This window comes from Bradyrhizobium sp. MOS002, assembly GCF_003020115.1.
Lineage (GTDB): Bacteria > Pseudomonadota > Alphaproteobacteria > Rhizobiales > Xanthobacteraceae > Bradyrhizobium.
Window position 1 is genome coordinate 635,342 of the sequence record NZ_PYFX01000004.1, and the last position, 21,313, is coordinate 656,654.

General features: G+C 63.7%; 18 protein-coding genes and 1 pseudogene. 11 read left to right on the forward strand and 8 right to left on the reverse strand.

All coding sequences use genetic code 11. The features are described from left to right. Positions 1-282: 282 nt before the first annotated feature. The 8 genes from C7G41_RS15995 to C7G41_RS16030 all read left to right on the forward strand — a co-directional run bounded on the left by C7G41_RS15995 (position 283) and on the right by C7G41_RS16030 (position 7,959). Entirely contained in the window at positions 283-1,422 is a 1,140-nt protein-coding gene (locus C7G41_RS15995; RefSeq protein ID WP_106943454.1) for a cysteine desulfurase family protein, read from the forward strand. Positions 1,423-1,538: 116 nt separating this feature from the next. Next, positions 1,539-3,035 carry a Fe-S cluster assembly protein SufB gene (gene sufB, locus C7G41_RS16000; RefSeq protein ID WP_007609805.1) on the forward strand — a complete coding sequence of 499 codons (1,497 nt, stop codon included), beginning with the start codon at positions 1,539-1,541 and terminating at the stop codon, positions 3,033-3,035. Between the two features lie 132 nt (positions 3,036-3,167). Beyond that, positions 3,168-3,917 (forward strand): Fe-S cluster assembly ATPase SufC, encoded by a 750-nt coding sequence (sufC, locus tag C7G41_RS16005; protein WP_106943455.1) that lies wholly within the window; start codon positions 3,168-3,170, stop codon positions 3,915-3,917. Between the two features lie 11 nt (positions 3,918-3,928). Then, positions 3,929-5,233 (forward strand): Fe-S cluster assembly protein SufD, encoded by a 1,305-nt coding sequence (gene sufD, locus C7G41_RS16010; protein WP_106943456.1) that lies wholly within the window; start codon positions 3,929-3,931, stop codon positions 5,231-5,233. Next, a complete protein-coding gene (locus C7G41_RS16015) occupies positions 5,230-6,477 on the forward strand; it encodes a cysteine desulfurase (RefSeq protein WP_106943457.1) in 1,248 nt (415 codons plus the stop codon). The genes sufD and C7G41_RS16015 overlap by 4 nt, the downstream gene beginning before the upstream one ends. Next, entirely contained in the window at positions 6,474-6,845 is a 372-nt protein-coding gene (locus tag C7G41_RS16020) for an SUF system Fe-S cluster assembly protein (protein ID WP_045000007.1), read from the forward strand. The genes C7G41_RS16015 and C7G41_RS16020 overlap by 4 nt, the downstream gene beginning before the upstream one ends. 74 nt (positions 6,846-6,919) lie before the next feature. Continuing rightward, on the forward strand, positions 6,920-7,330 hold the full coding sequence (locus tag C7G41_RS16025) for an iron-sulfur cluster assembly accessory protein (protein WP_007609828.1): 411 nt from the start codon (positions 6,920-6,922) through the stop codon (positions 7,328-7,330). Positions 7,331-7,512: 182 nt separating this feature from the next. Beyond that, positions 7,513-7,959: a TfoX/Sxy family protein gene (locus C7G41_RS16030; protein WP_106943458.1), complete on the forward strand. Its 447-nt coding sequence runs from the start codon at positions 7,513-7,515 to the stop codon at positions 7,957-7,959. A gap of 102 nt (positions 7,960-8,061) precedes the next feature. On the opposite strand, the gene C7G41_RS16035 is transcribed toward C7G41_RS16030, so the two are convergent. From C7G41_RS16035 to C7G41_RS16045, 3 genes are all read right to left on the reverse strand, one after another. Beyond that, a complete protein-coding gene (locus C7G41_RS16035; protein ID WP_106943459.1) occupies positions 8,062-9,129 on the reverse strand; it encodes a GGDEF domain-containing protein in 1,068 nt (355 codons plus the stop codon). Positions 9,130-9,294: 165 nt separating this feature from the next. Beyond that, positions 9,295-10,863, reverse strand: coding sequence for a DEAD/DEAH box helicase (locus C7G41_RS16040; protein WP_106943460.1), 1,569 nt, complete (start codon positions 10,861-10,863; stop codon positions 9,295-9,297). A gap of 299 nt (positions 10,864-11,162) precedes the next feature. Continuing rightward, entirely contained in the window at positions 11,163-12,128 is a 966-nt protein-coding gene (locus C7G41_RS16045) for a helix-turn-helix transcriptional regulator (protein ID WP_106943461.1), read from the reverse strand. Positions 12,129-12,340: 212 nt separating this feature from the next. Between C7G41_RS16045 and C7G41_RS16050 the strand changes: the two genes are divergently transcribed. Beyond that, positions 12,341-13,855, forward strand: coding sequence for a caspase family protein (locus C7G41_RS16050; RefSeq protein ID WP_106943681.1), 1,515 nt, complete (start codon positions 12,341-12,343; stop codon positions 13,853-13,855). A gap of 145 nt (positions 13,856-14,000) precedes the next feature. Here C7G41_RS16050 and C7G41_RS38770 read toward each other — a convergent pair whose 3' ends face one another. Next, positions 14,001-14,135, reverse strand: a complete 135-nt coding sequence (locus C7G41_RS38770; protein WP_306768039.1) for a hypothetical protein — start codon at positions 14,133-14,135, stop codon at positions 14,001-14,003. A gap of 119 nt (positions 14,136-14,254) precedes the next feature. Between C7G41_RS38770 and C7G41_RS16055 the strand changes: the two are divergent. Both C7G41_RS16055 and C7G41_RS16060 read left to right on the forward strand, forming a co-directional pair. Then, positions 14,255-15,512, forward strand: a pseudogene (locus C7G41_RS16055) (FAD-dependent oxidoreductase). Between the two features lie 179 nt (positions 15,513-15,691). Further along, a complete protein-coding gene (locus C7G41_RS16060) occupies positions 15,692-16,462 on the forward strand; it encodes an outer membrane protein (protein WP_106943462.1) in 771 nt (256 codons plus the stop codon). Between the two features lie 108 nt (positions 16,463-16,570). On the opposite strand, the gene C7G41_RS16065 is transcribed toward C7G41_RS16060, so the two are convergent. The 4 genes from C7G41_RS16065 to parE form a co-directional block, all read right to left on the reverse strand. Continuing rightward, positions 16,571-17,341, reverse strand: coding sequence for an SDR family NAD(P)-dependent oxidoreductase (locus tag C7G41_RS16065; protein WP_106943463.1), 771 nt, complete (start codon positions 17,339-17,341; stop codon positions 16,571-16,573). Between the two features lie 21 nt (positions 17,342-17,362). After that, on the reverse strand, positions 17,363-17,548 hold the full coding sequence (locus C7G41_RS16070; protein WP_007591540.1) for a hypothetical protein: 186 nt from the start codon (positions 17,546-17,548) through the stop codon (positions 17,363-17,365). Between the two features lie 225 nt (positions 17,549-17,773). After that, complete coding sequence (locus C7G41_RS16075) at positions 17,774-18,556, reverse strand: outer membrane protein (RefSeq protein ID WP_199198399.1); 783 nt, start codon at positions 18,554-18,556, stop codon at positions 17,774-17,776. Positions 18,557-19,036: 480 nt separating this feature from the next. Further along, on the reverse strand, positions 19,037-21,079 hold the full coding sequence (parE, locus tag C7G41_RS16080; protein ID WP_106943464.1) for a DNA topoisomerase IV subunit B: 2,043 nt from the start codon (positions 21,077-21,079) through the stop codon (positions 19,037-19,039). Positions 21,080-21,313 lie beyond the last annotated feature (234 nt).

Genomic DNA, 21,313 nt, shown 5'->3' on the forward strand with positions numbered 1-21,313 from the left:
TCGGCTGCTGGGCCGATCAAGCCGCGAATGGAAGGGTGGAGCGGCGCCCTCGGATGATGCGCGAGCGGCGCGCGGCGAACTGACGCGCGCGTTCTAGCATGAGGCGAGGGTCAAAAAGCAAGCATCTTGAACATCGCCCAATGAGCTCAAGATGTTAGCGTGCCATACCTGCCTCGTCGCGCGATCGGGATTCGGAATCGAGATTGCCAAGTGCTCCATGGGCGCCCATGTCCGGTACCAGCGATGGCGCAACAACCACATCAGTAGGTAATATAATACTCTATGCCGACCCGCGTCTATCTCGACTGGAATGCGACCACGCCGCTTCGCCCCGAGGCGCGAAGCGCAATGCTTGCCGCCTACGAGCTGGTCGGCAATCCGTCCTCGGTTCATGCTGAGGGACGCGAGGCGCGTCGGCTTGTCGAGGAGGCACGGACAACGCTAGCGATGGCCGTGGGAGCGCTGCCGCGGAACGTCGTCTTCACGTCCACGGGAACCGAAGCCAACGCGCTGGCGCTGTCACCGGGCCTTCGGGGGCCGTCTGGCGGGCCTGTCGAGCGGCTCCTGGTCTCGGCCGTCGAGCATGCGTCGGTGCTGGCGGGCGGCCGGTTCCCGGCGGATAAGATCGGTCAGATCCGGGTTACGCGCTCCGGCGTAATGGACCTCGATCATTTGAAGGCGCTGCTCAGCGACGGCCCGCCGGCGCTGGTCTCCGTCATGGCCGCAAATAACGAGACGGGCGCGCTGCAGCCGGTCACCGACGTCGCGGGAATCGTTCACGAGGCCGGCGGCCTCCTGCACGTCGATGCAATCCAGGCGCTTGGAAAAATCCCTTTCGATATCAAGACTATGGGCGCGGACCTTGCGACCCTTTCTGCGCACAAGATCGGCGGCCCCAAGGGGGTCGGCGCGCTGGTCGTGGCCGAGGGCGTGGCCGGACTTGAGCCGGTGCTGCGGGGCGGCGGGCAGGAGCTGAACCGGCGCGCGGGAACCGAGAATGTCGCCGGCATTGCCGGCTTCGGGGCAGCGGTGCGGGTTGCCCTTCAGGCTTTGCCGGAGGATGCGGAGCGGACGGCAACCCTAAGGGATCATTTGGAAAATGGTATTCGCTCCATAGCCGGCGCCAGGGTCTTCTCAGATGATGTCAAGCGGTTGCCCAATACCGTTCTCTTCACGGCTCCCGGTTTGAAAGCCGAGACTGCGGTGATCGGGTTTGACCTCGAAGGTGTCGCGGTGTCCTCGGGCTCTGCCTGTTCCTCAGGCAAGGTGCAGCCGTCCCACGTATTGGCGGCAATGGGGTATGATCCAACCGTCGCCCAGGGAGCGGTGCGTCTCAGTCTGGGCTGGTCCACGGAGCCGGGTGACATCAACAGGGCGTTAGAGGCTTGGCGAAAGCTCGGTAATACCCTACTTAAGGGATAAGCGATGAAACACGGCTTGAACGGTTCTAAGCACGTGCGTCCCGCCAAGAAACATCGTAATAGTCGTCCGAGTTTGATGATCCACCGCGGTCCTTGAAACCGCGAGCGGAGGATAGAATGCCAGCCGTGCAAGAGACGGTCGAGCGCGTGAAGCGCATCGACGTCGATCAGTATCGTTATGGGTTTGAGACCCTGATCGAGTCCGACAAGGCCCCCAAGGGGCTGTCGGAAGAGACCGTCAAGTTCATCTCCGAGAAGAAGAACGAACCCGCCTGGATGCTCCAGTGGCGGCTCGAGGCCTATCGGCGCTGGCTGACCATGACAGAGCCGACCTGGGCGCGCGTCGACTATCCCAAGATCGACTTCCAGGACCTCTATTACTATTCGGCGCCGAAGCCGAAGAAGACGATCACCTCGCTCGACGAGATCGATCCGGAGATCCTCAAGACCTACGAGAAGCTCGGCATTCCCTTGCGGGAAGTCGCCATGCTCGAAGGCGTCGAGCCCAAGCCCGGCGAGGAGGATCCTAACCGGCGCAAGATCGCGGTCGACGCCGTCTTCGATTCGGTCTCGGTTGCGACCACCTTCAAGGCGGAGCTGAAGAAGGCCGGCGTGATCTTCATGCCGATCTCGGAGGCGATCCGCGAGCATCCCGAGCTGGTGCAGAAGTATCTCGGCTCCGTGGTGCCGACCTCGGACAATTTCTATGCGACGCTGAACTCGGCGGTGTTCTCCGACGGCTCGTTCGTCTACGTGCCGCCGGGCGTGCGCTGCCCGATGGAGCTGTCGACGTACTTCCGCATCAACGAGCGCAACACCGGCCAGTTCGAGCGTACGCTGATCATCGCGGACAAGGGCTCCTACGTCTCCTATCTCGAGGGTTGCACCGCGCCGCAGCGCGACGAGAACCAGCTGCACGCGGCCGTGGTCGAGCTCGTCACCCACGACGACGCCGAGATCAAATATTCGACGGTGCAGAACTGGTATCCCGGCAATTCGGAAGGCAAGGGCGGCATCTACAATTTCGTCACCAAGCGTGGCGATTGCCGCGGCAACAATTCCAAGATCTCCTGGACCCAGGTCGAGACCGGTTCGGCGATCACCTGGAAGTACCCGAGCTGCATCCTGCGCGGCGACAATTCGCGTGGTGAGTTCTATTCGATCGCGATCTCGAACGGCTATCAGCAGGTCGACTCGGGCACCAAGATGATCCATCTCGGCAAGAACACGTCGAGCCGCATCATCTCCAAGGGCATCGCCGCCGGCAGGTCGCAGAACACCTATCGCGGCCTCGTCACGGCGCATCGCAAGGCGACCGGCGCCCGCAACTTCACCGCCTGCGATTCGCTGTTGATCGGCGACAAATGCGGCGCGCACACCGTGCCCTACATCGAAGCGAAGAACTCGTCGGCGACATTCGAGCACGAGGCCACCACGTCGAAGATCTCCGAGGACGTGCTGTTCTATTGCATCCAGCGCGGCCTCACCCAGGAAGAAGCTGTCGGCCTCGTCGTCAACGGCTTCGTCAAGGACGTGCTGCAGCAACTGCCGATGGAATTCGCGGTGGAAGCACAGAAGCTGATCTCGATCTCGCTGGAAGGATCGGTCGGCTAGCGCCGGCCTCATCCTGAGGAGGCCGCGTAAGCGGCCGTCGCGAAGGATGGATATGGAAAGATTGTTGGCCTCAATCCTTCGAGACGCGCCTGCGGCGCTCCTCAGGATGAGGAGATAGATGGAAACAAGATAATGGCTTTGCTTGAAGTGAAAGACCTCAAGGTTCGTGTCGAGGAGCGTGAGATCCTCCACGGGCTGACGCTGACCGTGAACGAGGGCGAGATCCACGCGATCATGGGGCCGAACGGCTCCGGCAAGTCGACCCTGTCCCACGTCATCGCCGGCAAGCCGGGCTATGAGGTGACCGACGGCGAGATCCTGTTCAAGGGCGAAGACCTGCTCGCGATGGCGCCCAACGAACGCGCCGCCAAGGGCGTGTTCCTGGCGTTCCAGTATCCGGTCGAGATTCCCGGCGTCTCCACCATGAATTTCCTGCGCACCGCGCTGAACGCGCAGCGCAAGGCGCGCGGCGACAGCGAATATTCGACGCCCGACTTCCTGAAGAAGGTCCGCGAAGTCTCGAAATCGCTGAACATCCCCCAGGACATGCTCAAGCGCGGCGTCAATGTCGGCTTTTCCGGCGGCGAGAAGAAGCGCAACGAGGTGCTGCAGATGGCGCTGTTCGAGCCGAGCCTGTGCATCCTCGACGAGATGGATTCCGGCCTCGACATCGACGCGCTGCGGATTGCGGCCGACGGCGTCAACGCGCTGCATTCGCCCAAGCGCGCGATGGTCGTCATCACCCACTATCAGCGACTGCTGAACTACATCGTGCCTGACGTCGTGCATGTGATGTCGAAGGGCCGTGTCGTGAAGAGCGGTGCTAAGGACCTGGCGCTGGAGCTGGAGTCGTCCGGCTACGCCCAGTACGAGGACGCGTAAGGAATTTTGCGATGAACGTTGCTGTGGCAAAGACCGGAAACGGCCGCGCGGTGAGCGATCTCTTCGCCAGCGCCGAAGGCCGCCTGCCGGGTTCGCCGGCCGTGATCGCGGTGCGCCGCGAGGCGTTCGAGACCTATGAGCGTCTCGGCCTGCCGCACCGCCGGATCGAGGAATGGAAATACACCGATCTACGCGCGCTGGTCGGTGAGGTGTTGCCGCTCGCGGCTGCGCCTGATGCGGCTGCGTTGAAGCGCGCCGCGGATGCGGTGAAGGCGCATGCGATCGCCGGTGCCCGCAAGCTGGTGCTGGTCGATGGCGTGTTCGTGGCCGATCTTTCCGACGTCAAGGCGCTGGCCTCCGAGGCGGGCTTTAAGACATTGCGGGAGACGCTGGAGAAGGATTCCGGTCTGTTGAAGACCGCGGCCATCGATGCTGTGATCGCGCTGAACGCGGCGATGGCGACCGACGGCGTTGTGCTTGATATCGCCGACGGCGCGCAGCTGTCCGCGCCGATCCAGATCATCCACGTCGCGATCGCTGCTTCGGCCTCGACGTTCACCCGCTCGCAGATCGCGGTCGGGAAGGGCGCTCGTGCCACGATCATCGAGAGCTTTGTCGCGGCCGGCGCCAAGGCCTACCAAGTCAACGATGCAGTGCTCGTAAAGGTCGGCGACAACGCCGACGTCGCGCATATCCGCCTGATGGACGATTCGCCTGACGCGGTGAACATCACCTCGCAATTCGTCACGATTGGCGCGAACACGAAGCTCAATTTCTTCAACATGACCACCGGTGCTGCGGTCAGCCGCATGCAGGGCTTCATCACGCTGGCAGGCGAGGGCAGTGAGCTCTCCGTCAACGGCGTGAACCTGTTGCAGAAGACCGAGCATGGCGACACCACGCTGGTGGTCGACCACGCCGTGCCGAATTGCGTGAGCCGCGAGGTCTTCCGCGCCGTGATCGACGATCGCGCCCATTCGGTGTTCCAAGGCCGCATCATCGTTCGTCCCGACGCACAGAAGACCGACGGCAAGATGATGATCCGCGCGCTGCTGCTCTCGGACGAGGCGGAAGCCGACAACAAGCCAGAGCTCGAGATCTTCGCTGACGACGTCTCCTGCGGTCACGGCGCCACCGCCGGCGCGCTCGACGACAGCCTGCTGTTCTATCTGAAGGCGCGCGGCCTGCCGGAGAAGCAGGCCCAGGCGCTGCTGATCCAGGCTTTCGTGGGCGAGGCGATCGAGCAGATCGCCGACGACGATCTGCGCGAACACGTGATCGGCATTGCCGAGCGCTGGCTGGAGCGGCGCCAATGAGCACGCATCCGGCAGTCAAGAACGGCGCCTACGACGTCGCGCGCGTGCGCCAGGATTTTCCGGCGCTGGCCATGCAGATCTACGGCAAGCCGCTGGTCTATCTCGATAACGCCGCCTCGGCACAGAAGCCGAGCGCCGTGCTCGATCGCATGACGCAGGCCTACACCTCCGAATACGCCAACGTGCATCGCGGCCTGCATTACCTCGCCAACGCCGCCACCGAAGCCTATGAGGGCGGCCGCACCAAGGTGGCGCAGTTCATCAATGCGCCGCGGACCGAGGAAGTGATCTTCACCCGCAACGCGACCGAGGCGATCAATCTCGTCGCCTCGTCCTGGGGCGAGCCGAACATCAAAGAAGGCGACGAGATCGTCATTTCGATCATGGAGCACCACTCCAACATCGTGCCCTGGCATTTCCTCAGGGAACGCCGTGGTGCCGTGATCAAATGGACGCCGGTCGACGACGAGGGCAATTTCCTCATCGACGAATTCGAGAAGCTGCTGACGTCGAAGACCAAGCTGGTCGCGATCACGCAGATGTCGAACGCGCTCGGCACCATCGTGCCGATCAAGGACGTCGTGAAGATCGCCCACGCCCGCGGCATTCCCGTCCTGGTCGACGGCAGCCAGGGCGCGGTGCATCTGCCTGTCGACGTCCAGGACCTCGGCTGCGACTTCTACGTTTTCACCGGCCACAAGGTCTACGGTCCGACCGGCATCGGCGTGCTCTGGGCCAAGTACGACCACCTCGTCGCGATGCGCCCGTTCAACGGCGGCGGCGAGATGATCCGCGAGGTCTCGCGTGACGTCGTCACCTACGGCGATCCGCCGCACAAATTCGAGGCCGGCACGCCGGCGATCGTCGAGGCCGTCGGCCTTGGCGCCGCCATCGACTACGTCAATTCGATCGGCAAGGAGCGGATCGCCGCGCACGAGCACGATCTCGTCACCTACGCCCAGGACAAGCTGCGCGAGATCAACTCGCTGCGGCTGATCGGCACCGCGCGGGGCAAGGGCCCGGTGATCTCGTTCGAGCTCAAGGGCGCACACGCCCATGACGTCGCCACCGTGATCGACCGCCAGGGCATCGCGGTGCGCGCCGGCACCCATTGCGTGATGCCGCTTTTAGAGCGGTTCAACGTCACAGCCACATGCCGGGCGTCTTTCGGCATGTATAATACGCGGGAAGAAGTCGATCATCTGGCACAGGCGCTGTTGAAGGCGCGGGATTTGTTCGCATGAGTGACACGGCCGAAATCAAAGCCAATCCGATGGAAACCCAGTCGGCGCTGCCGCCTGAGGAGACCGAGCGCTTGACCACCGAGATCATCGCCGGGCTCAAGACCGTGTTCGATCCGGAAATCCCGGCTGACATCTACGAGCTCGGCCTGATCTACAAGGTCGAGATCAAGGACGATCGCTCGGTCGACGTGCAAATGACGCTGACGACGCCGAACTGTCCGGCCGCCGGCGAGCTGCCGACCATGGTCGAGAACGCGGTCGCCAGCGTTCCCGGCGTCGGCGTGGTCGACGTCAAGGTGATCTGGGAGCCGGCCTGGACGCCCGAGCGCATGAGCGACGAGGCCCGCCTCGTGCTCAACATGTGGTGACGCGTAACCTGCTTTCGATACCTGCTTTCGATCCTTGGCATTGAATTCGCTCGGCAACGGACCACATCATTGACATGACACAGATATCGTCGGGCTCGACACCAGCATCCACTCCGAAGCCGCGGCGGCCCCGCCCGCAGGTGATGCGGCTGACGGACGCTGCTGCCCAGCGCATCAGCGAGCTGACCCAGCGGGCCGATTCCGAGATCGTGGGCCTGCGCGTCGGCGTCAAGAACGGCGGCTGTGCCGGACAGTCCTACACTGTCGAATATGCCCATGATGTCCGCCCGACCGACGAGGTCGTTGAGGACAAGGGTGTCAAGATCCTGGTCGATCCGAAGGCCGTGCTGTTCCTGCTCGGAACCGAGATGGACTACAAGGCCGACAAGATGCAGGCCCAGTTTGTCTTCAACAACCCCAACCAGATCTCCGCCTGCGGCTGCGGCGAGTCGGTCGAGCTGCGCCCGGCGCAGATCGACGGGTAGGCCGGCTCTATCGTCTCACTCCGCCGTCGTCCTGGCGAAAGCCAGGACCCATACCGCGTGATCTCGCGGTGATCGTCGGTGCGAATACCGACGCTGGCACGACCGGCAGTCTTCGCTAAACTCCTTCCTGTGGTAATGGGTCCTGGCTTTCGCCAGGACGACGATAGGGAAACAGTTCGGCCATGGACCGCGAATTCCTGATCGACCTGTTCGCTGATTTCGGCCCCGTCGCCATCCGAAAGATGTTTTCCGGCTACGGCATCTCTGCCGACGGCATCAATTTCGCGCTGTCTCTGCGTGCCGGCCTGTTTTTCCGCGCCGACGAGATGACGATCCCGGACTTTGAAGCGGAAGGCTCAAAGCCGTTCCAATACGCGACCCGCGCCAAGACGGTGCTGGTGAACTCCTACTGGGAGCTGCCGGCCCGCCTGTTCGACGATTCCGCGGAGCTTGCGCAATGGGCGAGGGCGGCTCTCGCCGCCGCCCAGCGCGCCAAGGCGAAGAAGCGGCCCAAGGTCAAGGAGACGCCGAAGAAGGCGGTCAAGAAGCCAGCGAACAAGGTCGCCAAGCCTGCGAAAGCGGCGAAGAAAGTCGGCAAGAAGAGCCCGGTTCGGAAGCGCGCCAAGTGACTGGGGTAAGCTCAGTCAACGGCCTTTGTCAGGCCAACCCTCATGTCTTTGGCGATGTAAACGCAGACATCAGCCAGCACGCTGCGGCGCGCGTCTTCGTCGTCACGCCACCCGGTTGTGCGTCTCGACCGCGAATTCCGGATCGGCCTCGCAGATCACGCGGTTGCGGCCGTTGCGTTTGGCGGCGTAGAGGCAGGCATCCGCCCGTTCGATCAGCGCATCGGTGTCGTCGCCCTGCTTGAGCATGGAGACGCCGACGGAGATGGTGACGCGGCCGAGGATTTCGCCGGTGGACTTCTTTTTCAATTCCTTGGCCATCACCGCGCGGCGAATGTGATCGGCCACCGTGAGGGCCTGGCGCAGCGCTGTGTTGGGCAGCACGACCACGAATTCCTCGCCGCCGTAGCGCGCGGTGATGTCCTGGCCCTTGATGGTCTGCTTCAGCGACAGGCCGACCAGCCGCAGCACCTGATCGCCGGTGAGATGCCCGTAGGAATCGTTGAACGACTTGAAATGATCGATGTCGACCAGCAGCAGCGACAGCGGCTCGCCCGAGGCGAGCGCGCCTTGCACGGCCATGTCGATCATGCGATCGAAATATTTGCGGTTGCCGAGCCCCGTCAGCGGATCGGTCAGGCTCTCGGCGCGGATCGCCTCCAGGCTCTGCTGGAGGTTGCTGATCTCGCTCTTCGAGAGCGTCAACCGGTCTTCCAGCGCCTTGTTGGTCTCGCGCATCTCGCTGGTCGAATGCAGCAGCGTCTCGACGATCGACTTGACCTGCTCGCGGCTCTTGGCCGATGACAGCTTTTCGGTCGCGCCCGACAGGCTGGCATCGTAGGAGCCGGTCATCCCAAGCGCGTCGCCGAGTACCTTCATGACGTCGTCGATCTCGCCGATGACGCGCGCGCCGACCTTGTCGATGCGGTCAGTGGTTTTGATGTGGGAGAGGTAGGTCTCGTAGATCTGATCGAGATCGGCTTCGGTCAGCTTGCCGCTCCGCGCCAGTGTCTCGTTGATGATCTTGTTGAGCGGGGCGTTGTAGCCGGTGGCGTAGACGTACCAGATCTCGTAATTGCGGGGAATTGCCGTCTGCCGCAGCGATCGGATCTGACCGAGCGCTACCTCGGCGAACGCCATCGTGCGTTCGTGTTCGTCGAGCACCTTGACCACGGAACATACCTCACAGCGATCGGCGCGCCGTCGACCGCAGCAATACTTAAATTATGTTCGTAGGCTAACGGACGATCGTGAACGCCCCGTAAATATACGTCCACGAATGCGTCCGAAAAAGTGCGCGCCAGCTTATCTCAACCAAAGCCGGGCGCGCATCGGGCGTCAGGCGCCGGCGGGGGAGCGAACCGGCCGCAGCAGAAAGGCCGGCAGATGCGAGTGGTCGCCCGGCTCGCTGTCGGCCTCGCGTTGGCGGCGCGGCTCGGGACGGCCGATCGACGGCACATGCGACGGATTGGCCTGCTGGCGCGCACCGTCACGCGGCTCGGATGATGGCTTGGCTTCACGAGAAGGCCTGGCTTCACGCGGGGGCCTTGCTTCACGCGAAGGCCTGGCCTCGCGCGCGGGCCTTGCTTCGGACGCGGGTCTTGCCTCGGGAGCGGACCGTGCTTCGGGTGAAGGCTGTGCCTCGCCACGCGCTTCGCGCGGCTCCTGGCTGCGCTCACGATCGCGACCGCGCTGGGGCTTGCCGCGTCCGCCGCGTGAACGTTCACGGCCGCGCTGCTCGCGCGGACGCTCGCTCGTATCGGAAGCATCGGTGCGGACTTCGAAATCGCCTTCGGCGCGCGGAATGCTCTGGCCGATCAGCTTCTCGATCGCGACCATCGACTTCTGGTCGAGCGGCGTGACGAGCGAGATCGCCATGCCGGACCTGCCTGCGCGACCGGTGCGGCCGACGCGGTGGACATAGTCGTCGGGATGGTGGGGGACGTCGAAATTGAAGACGTGGCTGACCTCGGGGATGTCGAGGCCGCGGGCGGCGACGTCGGATGCGACCAGCAGGGGCAGCTCGCCCTTGCGGAACTGTTCGAGTGCCGCGGTGCGGGCCGACTGGTCCATGTCGCCGTGCAGCGCGCCGACGCTGAAGCCGTGCTTTTGCAGCGATTTGTGAACGACGGCGACCTCGCGCTTGCGATTGCAGAAGATGATCGCGTTCTGGAGATCCTTGGCCTCGCGCAGCAGTCGGCGAAGCAGCTCGCGCTTCTCGTGCGCCTCGCGCCCGGCCGGGACCTGACACTGCGTAACGGTGACAGCGGTGGTGGCGGGCTTCGATACCTCGATCTTCTGCGGATTGTGCAGGAAGGTTTCGGTGATGCGCCGGATCTCCGGCGGCATGGTCGCGGTGAAGAACAGGGTCTGCCGCGTGAACGGGACGAGCTTGCAGACGCGCTCGATGTCGGGAATGAAGCCCATGTCCAGCATGCGGTCGGCTTCGTCGATGACGAGCAGCTCGACGCCGGTGAGCAGCAGGCCGCCGCGCTCCGTGTGGTCGAGCAGGCGGCCGGGCGTGGCGATCAGCACGTCGACACCGCGCGTTAGCTTGGCATCCTGGTCGCCGAAGGAAACGCCGCCGATCAGGAGGGCGACGTTGAGTTTCTGGCCCGCGCCGTAGCGGTCGAAGTTTTCCTTCACCTGCGCCGCGAGTTCGCGGGTCGGCTCAAGGATGAGCGTGCGCGGCATGCGCGCCCGGGCGCGGCCCTTTTCGAGAATGGTGAGCATCGGCAGCACGAAGGCCGCGGTCTTGCCGGTGCCGGTCTGGGCGATGCCGAGCACGTCCTTGCGAGCGAGGACGTGAGGGATCGCCTGTTCCTGAATGGGGGTGGGGGTGGTGTAACCGGTAGCCGCCACTGCGGCGAGGACTTTTTCGGATAGTCCGAGATGGGTAAAAGACATTGAGCCTCTGGTCGAAACCGCCGTTCGGAATCGAGGGTAATAAGGCTGTCGCGTTCCACCCCAAAACGGCGCGCTCTCAAAGAAGCTGGGGGTGCTGACTCACGCGAACAAAGCGCCAAGCTCAGGAATCGCTCTTCGATACCGAGCCGCGTCGCCACGGAACATAGGCGGGAATCGGCCAAAGTCAATGGAGCAGCCGCGGGAAGGCCCTAAAAAACCTGAGGTTTTCGCCCAAATAGCGGGCGAGGCTGCGGTTTTCCGCCCAATCCAGCGGTCGGCCGGTGCTCTCCAAACGTCGGCTAACGCCCTTCCGGACCTTGGGCCCGGAAGCCGCCGGGGGGCATCCCATAGGCGGCGTTGAAGACACGGTAATAGGTCGCGAGGCTATCGAAGCCGCAGGCGGTCGCGATGTCGGCGACCAGCCGGTCGGGGGCTTCGCGCATCAGGCGGCGGCTCTGGTTCAGGCGTTCGTCAGTCACGGTTTGAGAGAAACTCCTCGCCGCGCTTTCGAACAGCATATGCAGGTGACGCACGGAGACACCGAGCAGGTCGGCCACCATGGTCGGCGCCAGATTTGGATCTTGCAGGTGACGCGCGATCAGGCGCCGCGCCTGCGAGAGTCGCGCGGTCCGCAGCGCAGCCTGCCCGAGGCGGCTGCCGGGCCGCAGGATGCCGCGCTCGATCAGCGCCAGATGGGCTAAAGCCTGGACGAGGGAAGCGGCATCGGCGGCGCCGTCATCACCCGCGGCGACCTCACCGAGATCGGCAAAGCAGGCGCCCAGCAGGGGCGCCAGGCTGGGATCGTCGAACGTCCGGGGCGCCAGTTCGCGCATGCGCTTGTCCTGCGTGGAGAGGCCGATCACTGGAATCTTCAGGATCCGCAGGTGGAAGCCTCCTGCGCCCAGTGGCGCGGTGCGATAGGGCTGGTCGGTATGGCTGGTGGCGAAGCCGCCATTGGCAATCGTGAAGTCGCTGCCGCGCATGCCGCCGAACCAGCCGCCGCTGCCGAGCTGCTGATAGACGCAGATGCTGTCGCCCGGCGCGTCGGCGATGTCGGTCATGCTGCGCTCGACCGTGTAATGCGAGGCCTTCAGCTCGACGAGGCCGGCTCCGCCAAGCTGGCGTAGCGAGAATTCGCCGAAGAAGTCCGCGCGGCGTTCGCGCTCGAGTTCGGCGGTGACGCCGAACAGGCCCTTGGTGCGCACCTCGCGCCAAAAGTCGAAGCGATCGTGCGGCTCGACCTCATCAGTGCACCAGCGATACACGGCGGCCCCCACTTCCAGCGGAATTGCCCACAAGAATTGACCGAGAAAAAGCAAATTCCGGTGGCATCTACTACCATAGGCTGGACGACAGAACCTGAGTCCTCAGGCTGTTGAACCAGCGCTATGTCTGGGCCGACTATCACATCAGCGACGCGGTTCCCATGAACCGCTGTTCGAGAGAGCCGGCGTGGGCCGTTCTTGAGGGATTTTCGATGACGCGTCGGCTTTTCAGAGTACTGGCAGCGCTTGGCCTCGCGGCGGAGCTCAGCGGTTTCGCGCTTCCTGCCTGTGCCGAAAAGCGCGTTGCGCTCGTCGTCGGCAACAACGACTACAGGAACGTTCCGAAGCTGCTCAAGGCGGTCAACGACGCCCGCACCATGGGCGATACGCTGAAGCAGCTCGGATTTTCGGTGATGGTCGCCGAAAACCAGAGCCGGCAGCAATTTTCGGAGACGCTGCTCGCGTTCGATCGGACGATCGAGCCCGGCGACACCGCGTTCTTCTTCTATGCCGGCCACGGCTTCGAAATCGCAGGCCAGAACTATCTGCTGCCGACGGACGTGCCGGCGGCGACGGAAGGGCAGGAAGAGCTGGTGCGTGACGCCTCTATCCTGGCCGATCGCATCGTCGAGCGGCTCCAGAACAAGAAGGCGCGAACCTCGATCCTGGTGTTCGACGCCTGTCGCAACAACCCGTTCGAGCGCAAGGGCACCCGGGCCGTCTCCGGTGGTGGCGGGCTTGCCCCGATGGTGCAGCTGCCCGAAGGCGTGTTCTCGGTATTCTCGGCGGGACCGCGCCAGACCGCGCTCGACCGCCTCTCCAACGACGACGCCAATCCCAATTCGGTGTTCACGCGCACCTTCGCCAAGGAGCTGCTCCAGCCCGGCGAGAATCTGGTGCAGGTGGCGCAGCGTACGCGCCGTCTCGTCAGCGAGATGGCCGACACCGTCAAGCACAGGCAGGTGCCGGTCTATTTCGATCAGATGGTGGACGACGTCTTCCTCAGCGGCATCGCCAAGGATGCCGCCGCGCGCCCGGCCGATCCACCGGCGCAGAAGCTCGCGGCGCTGCCACCGGTCTCGGTGCCGCGCGTGCCGAAGGAGGAGACCACCAACGCGCCGATCGCGAGCTTCTCGCGCCACAATGGCGGCTGGAGCGTGGTGTTCTCCTTTGCCGATCCGACCCTCGGCGTTTCCTGGCGCATGGCCGGCAATGGCGACTTCCGCGAAACCGGCTTCATCGATACGCTCGACCCGCGTACGCGCAAGAGAATGCCGAACCCGTCGATCGAATTGCCGCCGGACGCGCAGGCCGGGATCATCGAGGTCCGCTATGTCGACCAGTCCGGTGACATGCAGGGGCCGTTCCCGATCAGGTTCGATCCCGAAGCCGCGCTGATCCGCGACCAGCGCAAGATCCTCGACATGACCGCGACGAGCTGGCTGTCATTCCGCGAGTTCAACGGGCTGCTGGTCTACTACACGCACCTCGTCTCCTACCGCTGCGCCATCCGCGAGGTGCGCATCGGCATCGACACCGCCGTTCCGAACCAGGTGTTGAAGATGCCGGGCTGCGACATGCGCGACCCCAGCGCGATCAGCGCCGGCATGCCGCTCTACATGAAGCTCGCGCCGTCAACGCAGTTCATTTCGGTGGAGCTGACCTATCGCGACGGCAGCGTGTCGGAGATCAAGAGCTTCCGCAGCGCGAACCGCAGCAACAACTGAGGTGTGGAGCCGGCCGCGTCCGCCGGAGCTCTTCGCGGCGCATCCTGATGAAGCGCTTGACGGCCTCGATCAAGGGCAGAGGCAGCGGGACGAACGCGCCGATCGATGCCGATCGAGACGATGACGTGGCGCAGCAGGAGCTTGTCTACTCCTCGTACGGATAGCCGTTCTGTTCGATGCGCAGCCGCGCCAGCCCCGGCCTGCGCGGCGAGATCATGATCACGACGAAAAGCACGTTGATCAGGATCCAAACGCCGAGCAGTATGAGGATTGTCTGCATCGCAATTTCCTGAATCAGTCGGAATTGACGGCAAGGCTAACGGCCATTCACAACTGCGGCAAATGAATCTTGCTTGCTGCACTGCACAGAAAGCTTGGCTCATAAATGAGGACCCGGCCGTGAAATCCGATACGTCGCAGCTTCCCCAGGGCTCCTCGGTGAAAGTGCGGTGTTGTATCGTCGGCGGCGGACCGGCGGGCATGATGCTCGGCTATCTCCTCGGGCGCGCCGGCATCGATGTCGTGGTGCTGGAGAAACATGCGGATTTCTTCCGCGACTTCCGCGGCGACACCGTGCATCCCTCGACGCTCGAGGTGATGGACGAGCTCGGGCTGATCGACGGATTCCTGAAGCTGCCGCATCAGCGCTTGGAGAAGATGGACGGCCTGTTCGGCGGTACCCCCGTTCGCATCGCCGATCTCAGCCGCCTCCGCACCAAGTACCCCTTCATCGCCTTCATGCCGCAATGGGATTTCCTGAATTTCCTGCGCGAGGCCGGCCAGCGTTTCGCCTCGCTGAAGGTGATGATGAACACGGAGGCCGTCGATCTGATCCGCCGCGGCGAGACCATCGCCGGCGTGCGGGCGAATACGCCGGACGGCATCGTGGACATCGAAGCCGATCTCACCATCGCCTGTGACGGCCGGCATTCGACCGTGCGGCTGCGTTCCGGCCTCGAGGTCGAGGAGATCGGCGCGCCAATGGACGTCCTATGGTTCCGCGTCGGCCGCAAGGCGAACGAGACCGAGAACGTGTTCGCGCGCGTCGAGCCCGGCAAGATGATGATCACCTTCGATCGCGGCGACTATTGGCAGTGCGCCTATGTCATCGCCAAGGGACAATACGACGCGGTGAAGGCGAGGGGGATTGCAGGCGCTGCTCGATGACGTCGTACGCATGGCGCCGATCCTGAAGAGCGGCATTGGCGATGTGAAGAGCTTCGACGATTTCAAGCTGCTCACCGTCGCGATAAACCGCCTGTCGCGCTGGACGCGGCCGGGCCTGCTTCTCATCGGCGACGCCGCCCATGCGATGTCGCCGGTGGGCGGCGTCGGCGTCAATCTCGCCGTGCAGGATGCGGTCGCGACCGCAAACCTGCTGGCGGACAGGCTGCAACGCGGCTGCCCGTCGGAGGACGAACTCGATGCCGTGCGCCGTCGCCGCGAATTCCCGGTCAAGATGACGCAACGAATGCAGATGGTCGTGCAGAACAACATCATCAGCGGCGCCTTGCAGGGTGGCGACCGGCCGCTGAAAGTGCCGCTGATCGTGCGCCTCATCACCGCGCTGCCGTGGCTCCAGGGCATTCCGGCGCGCCTGATCGCGCTTGGCGTCCGGCCCGAGCACGTGCAGTCGAAGGCGGCGCCGGCAAGCTAGCACAGGGACCCGGTAGGGATAACGCGGCGTTAAATCGCGCTCGGAGCGTTGCCTGCGTGCAACATCGCAAACGGATTGAAGGCGCGCTGCTTGCCAATCCGACGTCTTAACTGTGTTGATTCAAATTTGAGTAAGACCTGCGTGTGAGCGTGCACCCATCAAAGGACACGGGGTGTACCATGCGTAACAAGTTGATTGCCGCCTTCGCCTGCACGACCGCTCTGGTTTCGATCGGCGCCGCTTCCGCCGCCGATCTCGGTGCACGGCCCTACACAAAGGCGCCGGCCTATATGGAGTCGATGTTCAACTGGACCGGCTTCTATGTCGGCGGCCACATCGGCGGCGCATGGACCAACGAGCGGTTCATCAACAACGGGACCGGCGCACCGTTCGGCGATCTGACCCCGGGGCAGGGCTACCGTCAGCGCAACTCCGGCATCTTGGGCGGCGCCCAGATCGGCTACAATTGGCAGGCCAACAACTACGTGTTCGGCATGGAAGGCACGATCTCGGGCCTCGACAACAAGGGCTCGTTCCTGAACACCGCGTTCGGCGCGGGTGACGACGTGTTCTCCTGGCGCGCCAATGTGCTTGCCACCATCGTCGGTCGCGCGGGCTTCGCCGTGCAGAACAACCTGTTCTACATCAAGGGCGGCTATGCCGGCGTGAACAACCGTCTGTCGGTCACCGACACGGTCGGCCCGGCCACCGGCTCTGGCGGTCAGACCCATTGGGCCAACGGCTGGACCGTCGGCGCCGGCTGGGAATACGGCATCACCCGCAACTGGATCGTCGGCCTCGAGTATAACTACGCAGCCTTCGCCAGCCAGACCTATCAACTTGGCGGCACCTCGGGCAATTACAGCTTCGATGCCAAGCCGCGCGACCTCCAGTGGGCCGTCGTGCGCGCCAGCTACAAGTTCGACGCGCCGGTCATCGCCCGCTACTAAGTGGGTCAACGGACGACCAAGCAGCCATAAAAGACGATCACTGCCCAAATTCAAAAGCCCCGGCATTGTCCGGGGCTTCTTTTTTTGTGCAGGTTTATCGCGGACGGCCTACGCCATTACCGAGAACCCGCCATCGACGGGGATCGCGGTGCCGGTGACGAAGTTGGAGGCGGACGAGGCAAGGAACACCGTGATGCCGGCGAAGTCGTCGATGTCGCCCCAACGGGCCGCAGGCGTGCGTGCCAGCACCCGCTCGTGCAATCCCGATACCTGCTGCCGCGCACCGCGGGTCAGGTCAGTGTCGATCCAGCCCGGCAGGATGGCATTGACCTGGATGTTGTCGGGCGCCCATGCATTGGCGCAGGCGCGCGTGTACTGAACGATGCCGCCCTTGCTCGCCGCATAGGCCGTTGCGAAGCTCGCCCCGAAGATCGACATCATCGAGCCGATGTTGATCACCTTGCCGTTGCCGGACGCCTTCAGCGCCGGATAGGCCAGCTTCGAGCACAGGAAGGCGCTGGTGAGATTGGTGTTGATCACCGTATTCCACTCGTCGAGCTCGAGCTCGTGCGGCGGCTTGCGGATGCTCATGCCGGCATTGTTGATGAGGATGTCGATGCGGCCGAGATCCCCGACGACGCGATCGATCATCGCGGCGATGGCCGCCTTGTCGGTGACGTCGGTAGGAACACTGATCGCCTTCACGCCGCGCTGGCTGAGATCGGCGACGGCGGCGGCGGATTTGGATTCGTTGCGTCCGACCACGGCGATGTTGGCGCCGGCATCGGCGAGGCCACGGGCCATGCCGAGCCCGATGCCGCCGTTGCCGCCCGTGACGATCGCGACCTTGCCGCGGAGATCGAACCGACTGGATGTCATGCTGCTATTCCCTGGTTTCTTCTATTGGTTGCTCTGCCAGATCAGCACCAGCCCGAAGCCGGCCATGGCTGCGCCATAGCCGGCCCATTGCAACTGGTTGACCATGAAGCTCGATCGCGGCCACGCGACGGTGCCCGTGCCCTGTCCGATCCAGAGCAGCCCGACGGCAAGGGCAAACAGGCCTGCTACAAGCAGAAATCTGCGCATGCATTCCTCCCCATTGGTCCGCTTCTGTCGTGACGCGGCTTGACGATTGCCGCGGCCCGAAAACTTGGCGGGAGACTAGCCGTAGCCGTGGTTGGGATACAATGGCTGCTGATGCAGGCCGCAGGACAGAAGCATGTCCATACGCAAGATCCGCTGCAGCACCGTACAACGAAAAAGCCCCGGCGATGCCGGGGCTTTGACGTCTGAAGATTAGGTCAGATCAGATCAGTACTTCGCGACGACCGGACCGGTCCAGTTGAAGCGGTAGACCAGCGAGGTCGAAATCGTCTGGTTCCAGCTGTTGGCGCGGATGCTGTTGGCGAGCGGAAGGTTGCCGACATCCGACAGCTCGGTCTGGGTCTTGGCGCCGTAGAAGGCCGAACGATACTCGGTCTTCATGAACCAGCCGGGCGACTGGATGCCGAACATGTTCAGGTTGTTCTCGACGCCGCCACCGATGAACCAGCCGTTACGGTTGTAGCTGCCGAGATGGGTGCCGGTGGGAACACCACCCAGCGTGGTGAAGTTGGTCTGGCCGAAGTGAGCGCCGGAATAACCGCCGTTGACGTAGGAGAGGACGTTCGGCGCGACCAGCCAGCCGAGACGAACACCAGCGGCCCAGGAGTCTTCGAGCTTCTGGCTGCCGGTCCAGCCATTGATCGGATCTTGCACCGTCGCGCGGATGCTGCCGAACTGACCGTCGGCGAACACGCCGGCGACCCAGGTGCCGCTGAACTGCCAGTCGTAGCCGAGACCGACGGTGCCGAACCAGCCCGAACCACCCTGACGCTGGGCGATGGTGAGCGGAAGTGCGCCGACCGTGGTCTGGACGCTCTGGTCAGAGTTCGAGAGGCCGCCACCGCCACCGCCGAAGATGTAGAAGCCGGTCCAGTTGGCGACGGGAGCCGCCATCGGGGCCTTCACGTAGGGGCGGGCGCCAAGGTCAGCGGCCGAGGCCGAACCGGTCATCGCGGCAACCGCGGTCAGTGCGAGCAAAATCTTCTTCATCTTAAAATCCCCAAGCTTTGGTCTGTCCGGCAGGCGCGAGCGCACTGAAGTCCGTGTGATCTGATGTCCCGGACTATACCTGCTTCTCTCCGAAATGCTGTTGCAGGGCAGGCACAGTCGCCGGGAAACGCAGCACGGCAGGGATTTTGAGGGTCGCTGTCGAAATGTAAGATAATCCAGTATTATCAACGTATTGCTTCGAATTTTGCGATTTGTATTTCGGTAACTTCTCGTTAGTGGATCCGGCTTTGTCCGAAACGGAGGCAATCCTGCATCAGCCCGGCTCGGTGAGTCGCTGGCCGAGTCGCGATGCGACGAGGCCGGGAATCAGCGAGTCGAGGTGGACCGTTGGCGGGATGGTCGGGCAGAGATCGTTGGGCAGGGATCGCCAGGAAAGGGCGGTTGTCGTCCCCAAAAACAAAAGAGCCCCGGGCTTCATGCCGGGGCTCTGGATGGGATACGACCGGCAGCGCCTGCGGATCAGACGTCCAGCAAATCGTCATTGGCGAATTCGGCCTTGTCCGAGATGAACGCGAAGCGCGCTTCGGCCTTGGTGCCCATCAGGCGCTCCACCGAATCCGCCGTGGTGTCGCGGTCGTCGGCGAGCAGAACCACTTTCAGCATGGTCCGCTTGGCCGGATCCATGGTGGTTTCCTTGAGCTGCGCTGGCATCATCTCGCCGAGGCCTTTGAAGCGATTGACCTCGACCTTGGCGTTGGCATTGAACTCGCTCTTGATCAGCGCTGCCTTGTGCGCGTCATCGCGGGCGTAGACCGACTTCGTGCCGTTGGTCAGCTTGTAGAGCGGCGGCACGGCGAGGAAGAGATGACCTTCGTCGATCAGCCGCGGCATCTGCCGGTAGAAGAAGGTGATCAGCAGCGAAGCGATGTGGGCACCGTCGACATCGGCGTCGGTCATGATGATGATGCGCTGATAGCGCAGATCCTCTTCGCGATACTGCGCGAGCATCCCGCAGCCGATCGCCTGCACGAGGTCGGCGAGCTGCGTGTTCGCGGTCAGCTTGTCCTTGCCCGCGGACGCGACGTTGAGGATCTTGCCGCGCAGCGGCAGAACGGCCTGGGTCTTGCGGTCGCGCGCCTGCTTGGCGCTGCCGCCGGCCGAGTCTCCTTCGACGATGAAGAGTTCCGAGCCGTCCAGACCGGCATCGCTGCAATCGGCGAGCTTCCCCGGCAGGCGCAGCTTCTTGCCGGCGGTCTTGCGCGCGGTCTCCTTCTCTTGCCGGCGGCGTAGCCGCTCCTCGGCGCGGTCGACCACGAAGTCGAGCAGCCTGTTGGCCTGGTTCGGATTGCCCGACAGCCAATGGTCGAACGGATCCTTCATCGCCTGTTCGACGATGCGCTGCGCTTCGGCGGTGGCGAGACGGTCCTTGGTCTGGCCCTGGAATTCAGGTTCGCGCACGAACACCGAGAGCATCACGGCTGCACCCACCATCACGTCTTCAGACGTAATGGACGACGCGCGCTTGCCCTGGCCGACGCGTTCGGCGTGGTCCTTGAGGCCGCGCAGCAGCGCGCTGCGCAGGCCGGCTTCGTGCGTGCCGCCGTCGGGCGTCGGCACGGTGTTGGTGTAGGAAGACAGGAAGCCGTCGGCATCCGCAGTCCAGGCGACGGCCCATTCGCAGGCGCCATGCGCGCCGTTGCGGCCCGACTTGCCGGAGAAGATGTCGGGATGCACCAGCGTGTCGGCATGGATCGCGGCCGCCAGATAATCCTTGAGGCCACCAGGAAAGTGGAACGTCGCTTCCGCCGGTACGTCGTCGACGCCCTTGAGCAGCTCGGGCGCGCAATTCCAGCGGATCTCGACACCGCCGAACAGATACGCCTTCGAACGCGTCATCTTGAACAGGCGCTGCGGCTTGAACGCTGCTTTTGCACCGAAGATATCGGTGTCCGGCTTGAAGCGCACGCGGGTTCCGCGGCGGTTGTTGATCTTGCCGAGATCCTCGAGCTTGCCCTTCGGGTGCCCGCGCTCGAACGTCATGCGATAGAGTTTCTGGCTGCGCGCGACCTCGACCTCGAGCAGCGAGGAGAGGGCGTTCACCACGGAGATGCCGACGCCGTGCAGGCCGCCCGAGGTCTCGTAGACCTTGGAGTCGAACTTGCCGCCCGAGTGCAGCGTGCACATGATGACTTCGAGCGCCGACTTCTTCGGGAATTTCGGATGCGGATCAATCGGGATGCCGCGGCCGTTGTCCGTGACGGTCAAAAAGCCGTCCGCGCTCAACTCGACTCCGATGAAAGTCGCATGCCCCGCGAGCGCCTCGTCCATCGAGTTGTCGATGACTTCGGCGAAGAGGTGATGGAGCGCCTTCTCGTCGGTGCCGCCGATATACATTCCGGGCCGGCGGCGCACCGGTTCCAGACCTTCGAGGACCTCGATGTCGGCGGCGGTGTAGTCGGCCTCGGCACCGCCCGCGCGCGGGGTCACCTTGGCGGCGCGGGGCTTGGGCTCATCGCCGCCGAAAAAATCGTCTTTTGCTTTGGGCTTCAACTGCTTGGACATATATCTTTATGCGTTTTGAGGGCCGCATGAGCGGCGAATCGGTTGCGCCGACTATGCCACTTCTGACCTGGAAAGGTTATCGCAGGGCGGACCGGGCGGTGGGGTTGGGAGGCAATCCCGGCGATTTTACGCCGCACCCCCATCAATTCCCGGCAATTTGACGTCTCGGTCCGGTCTGGACCGGACTTTGTGACTTGATGTCACACAAGTCCTTGGCTTACCAGTCCTTTTCAT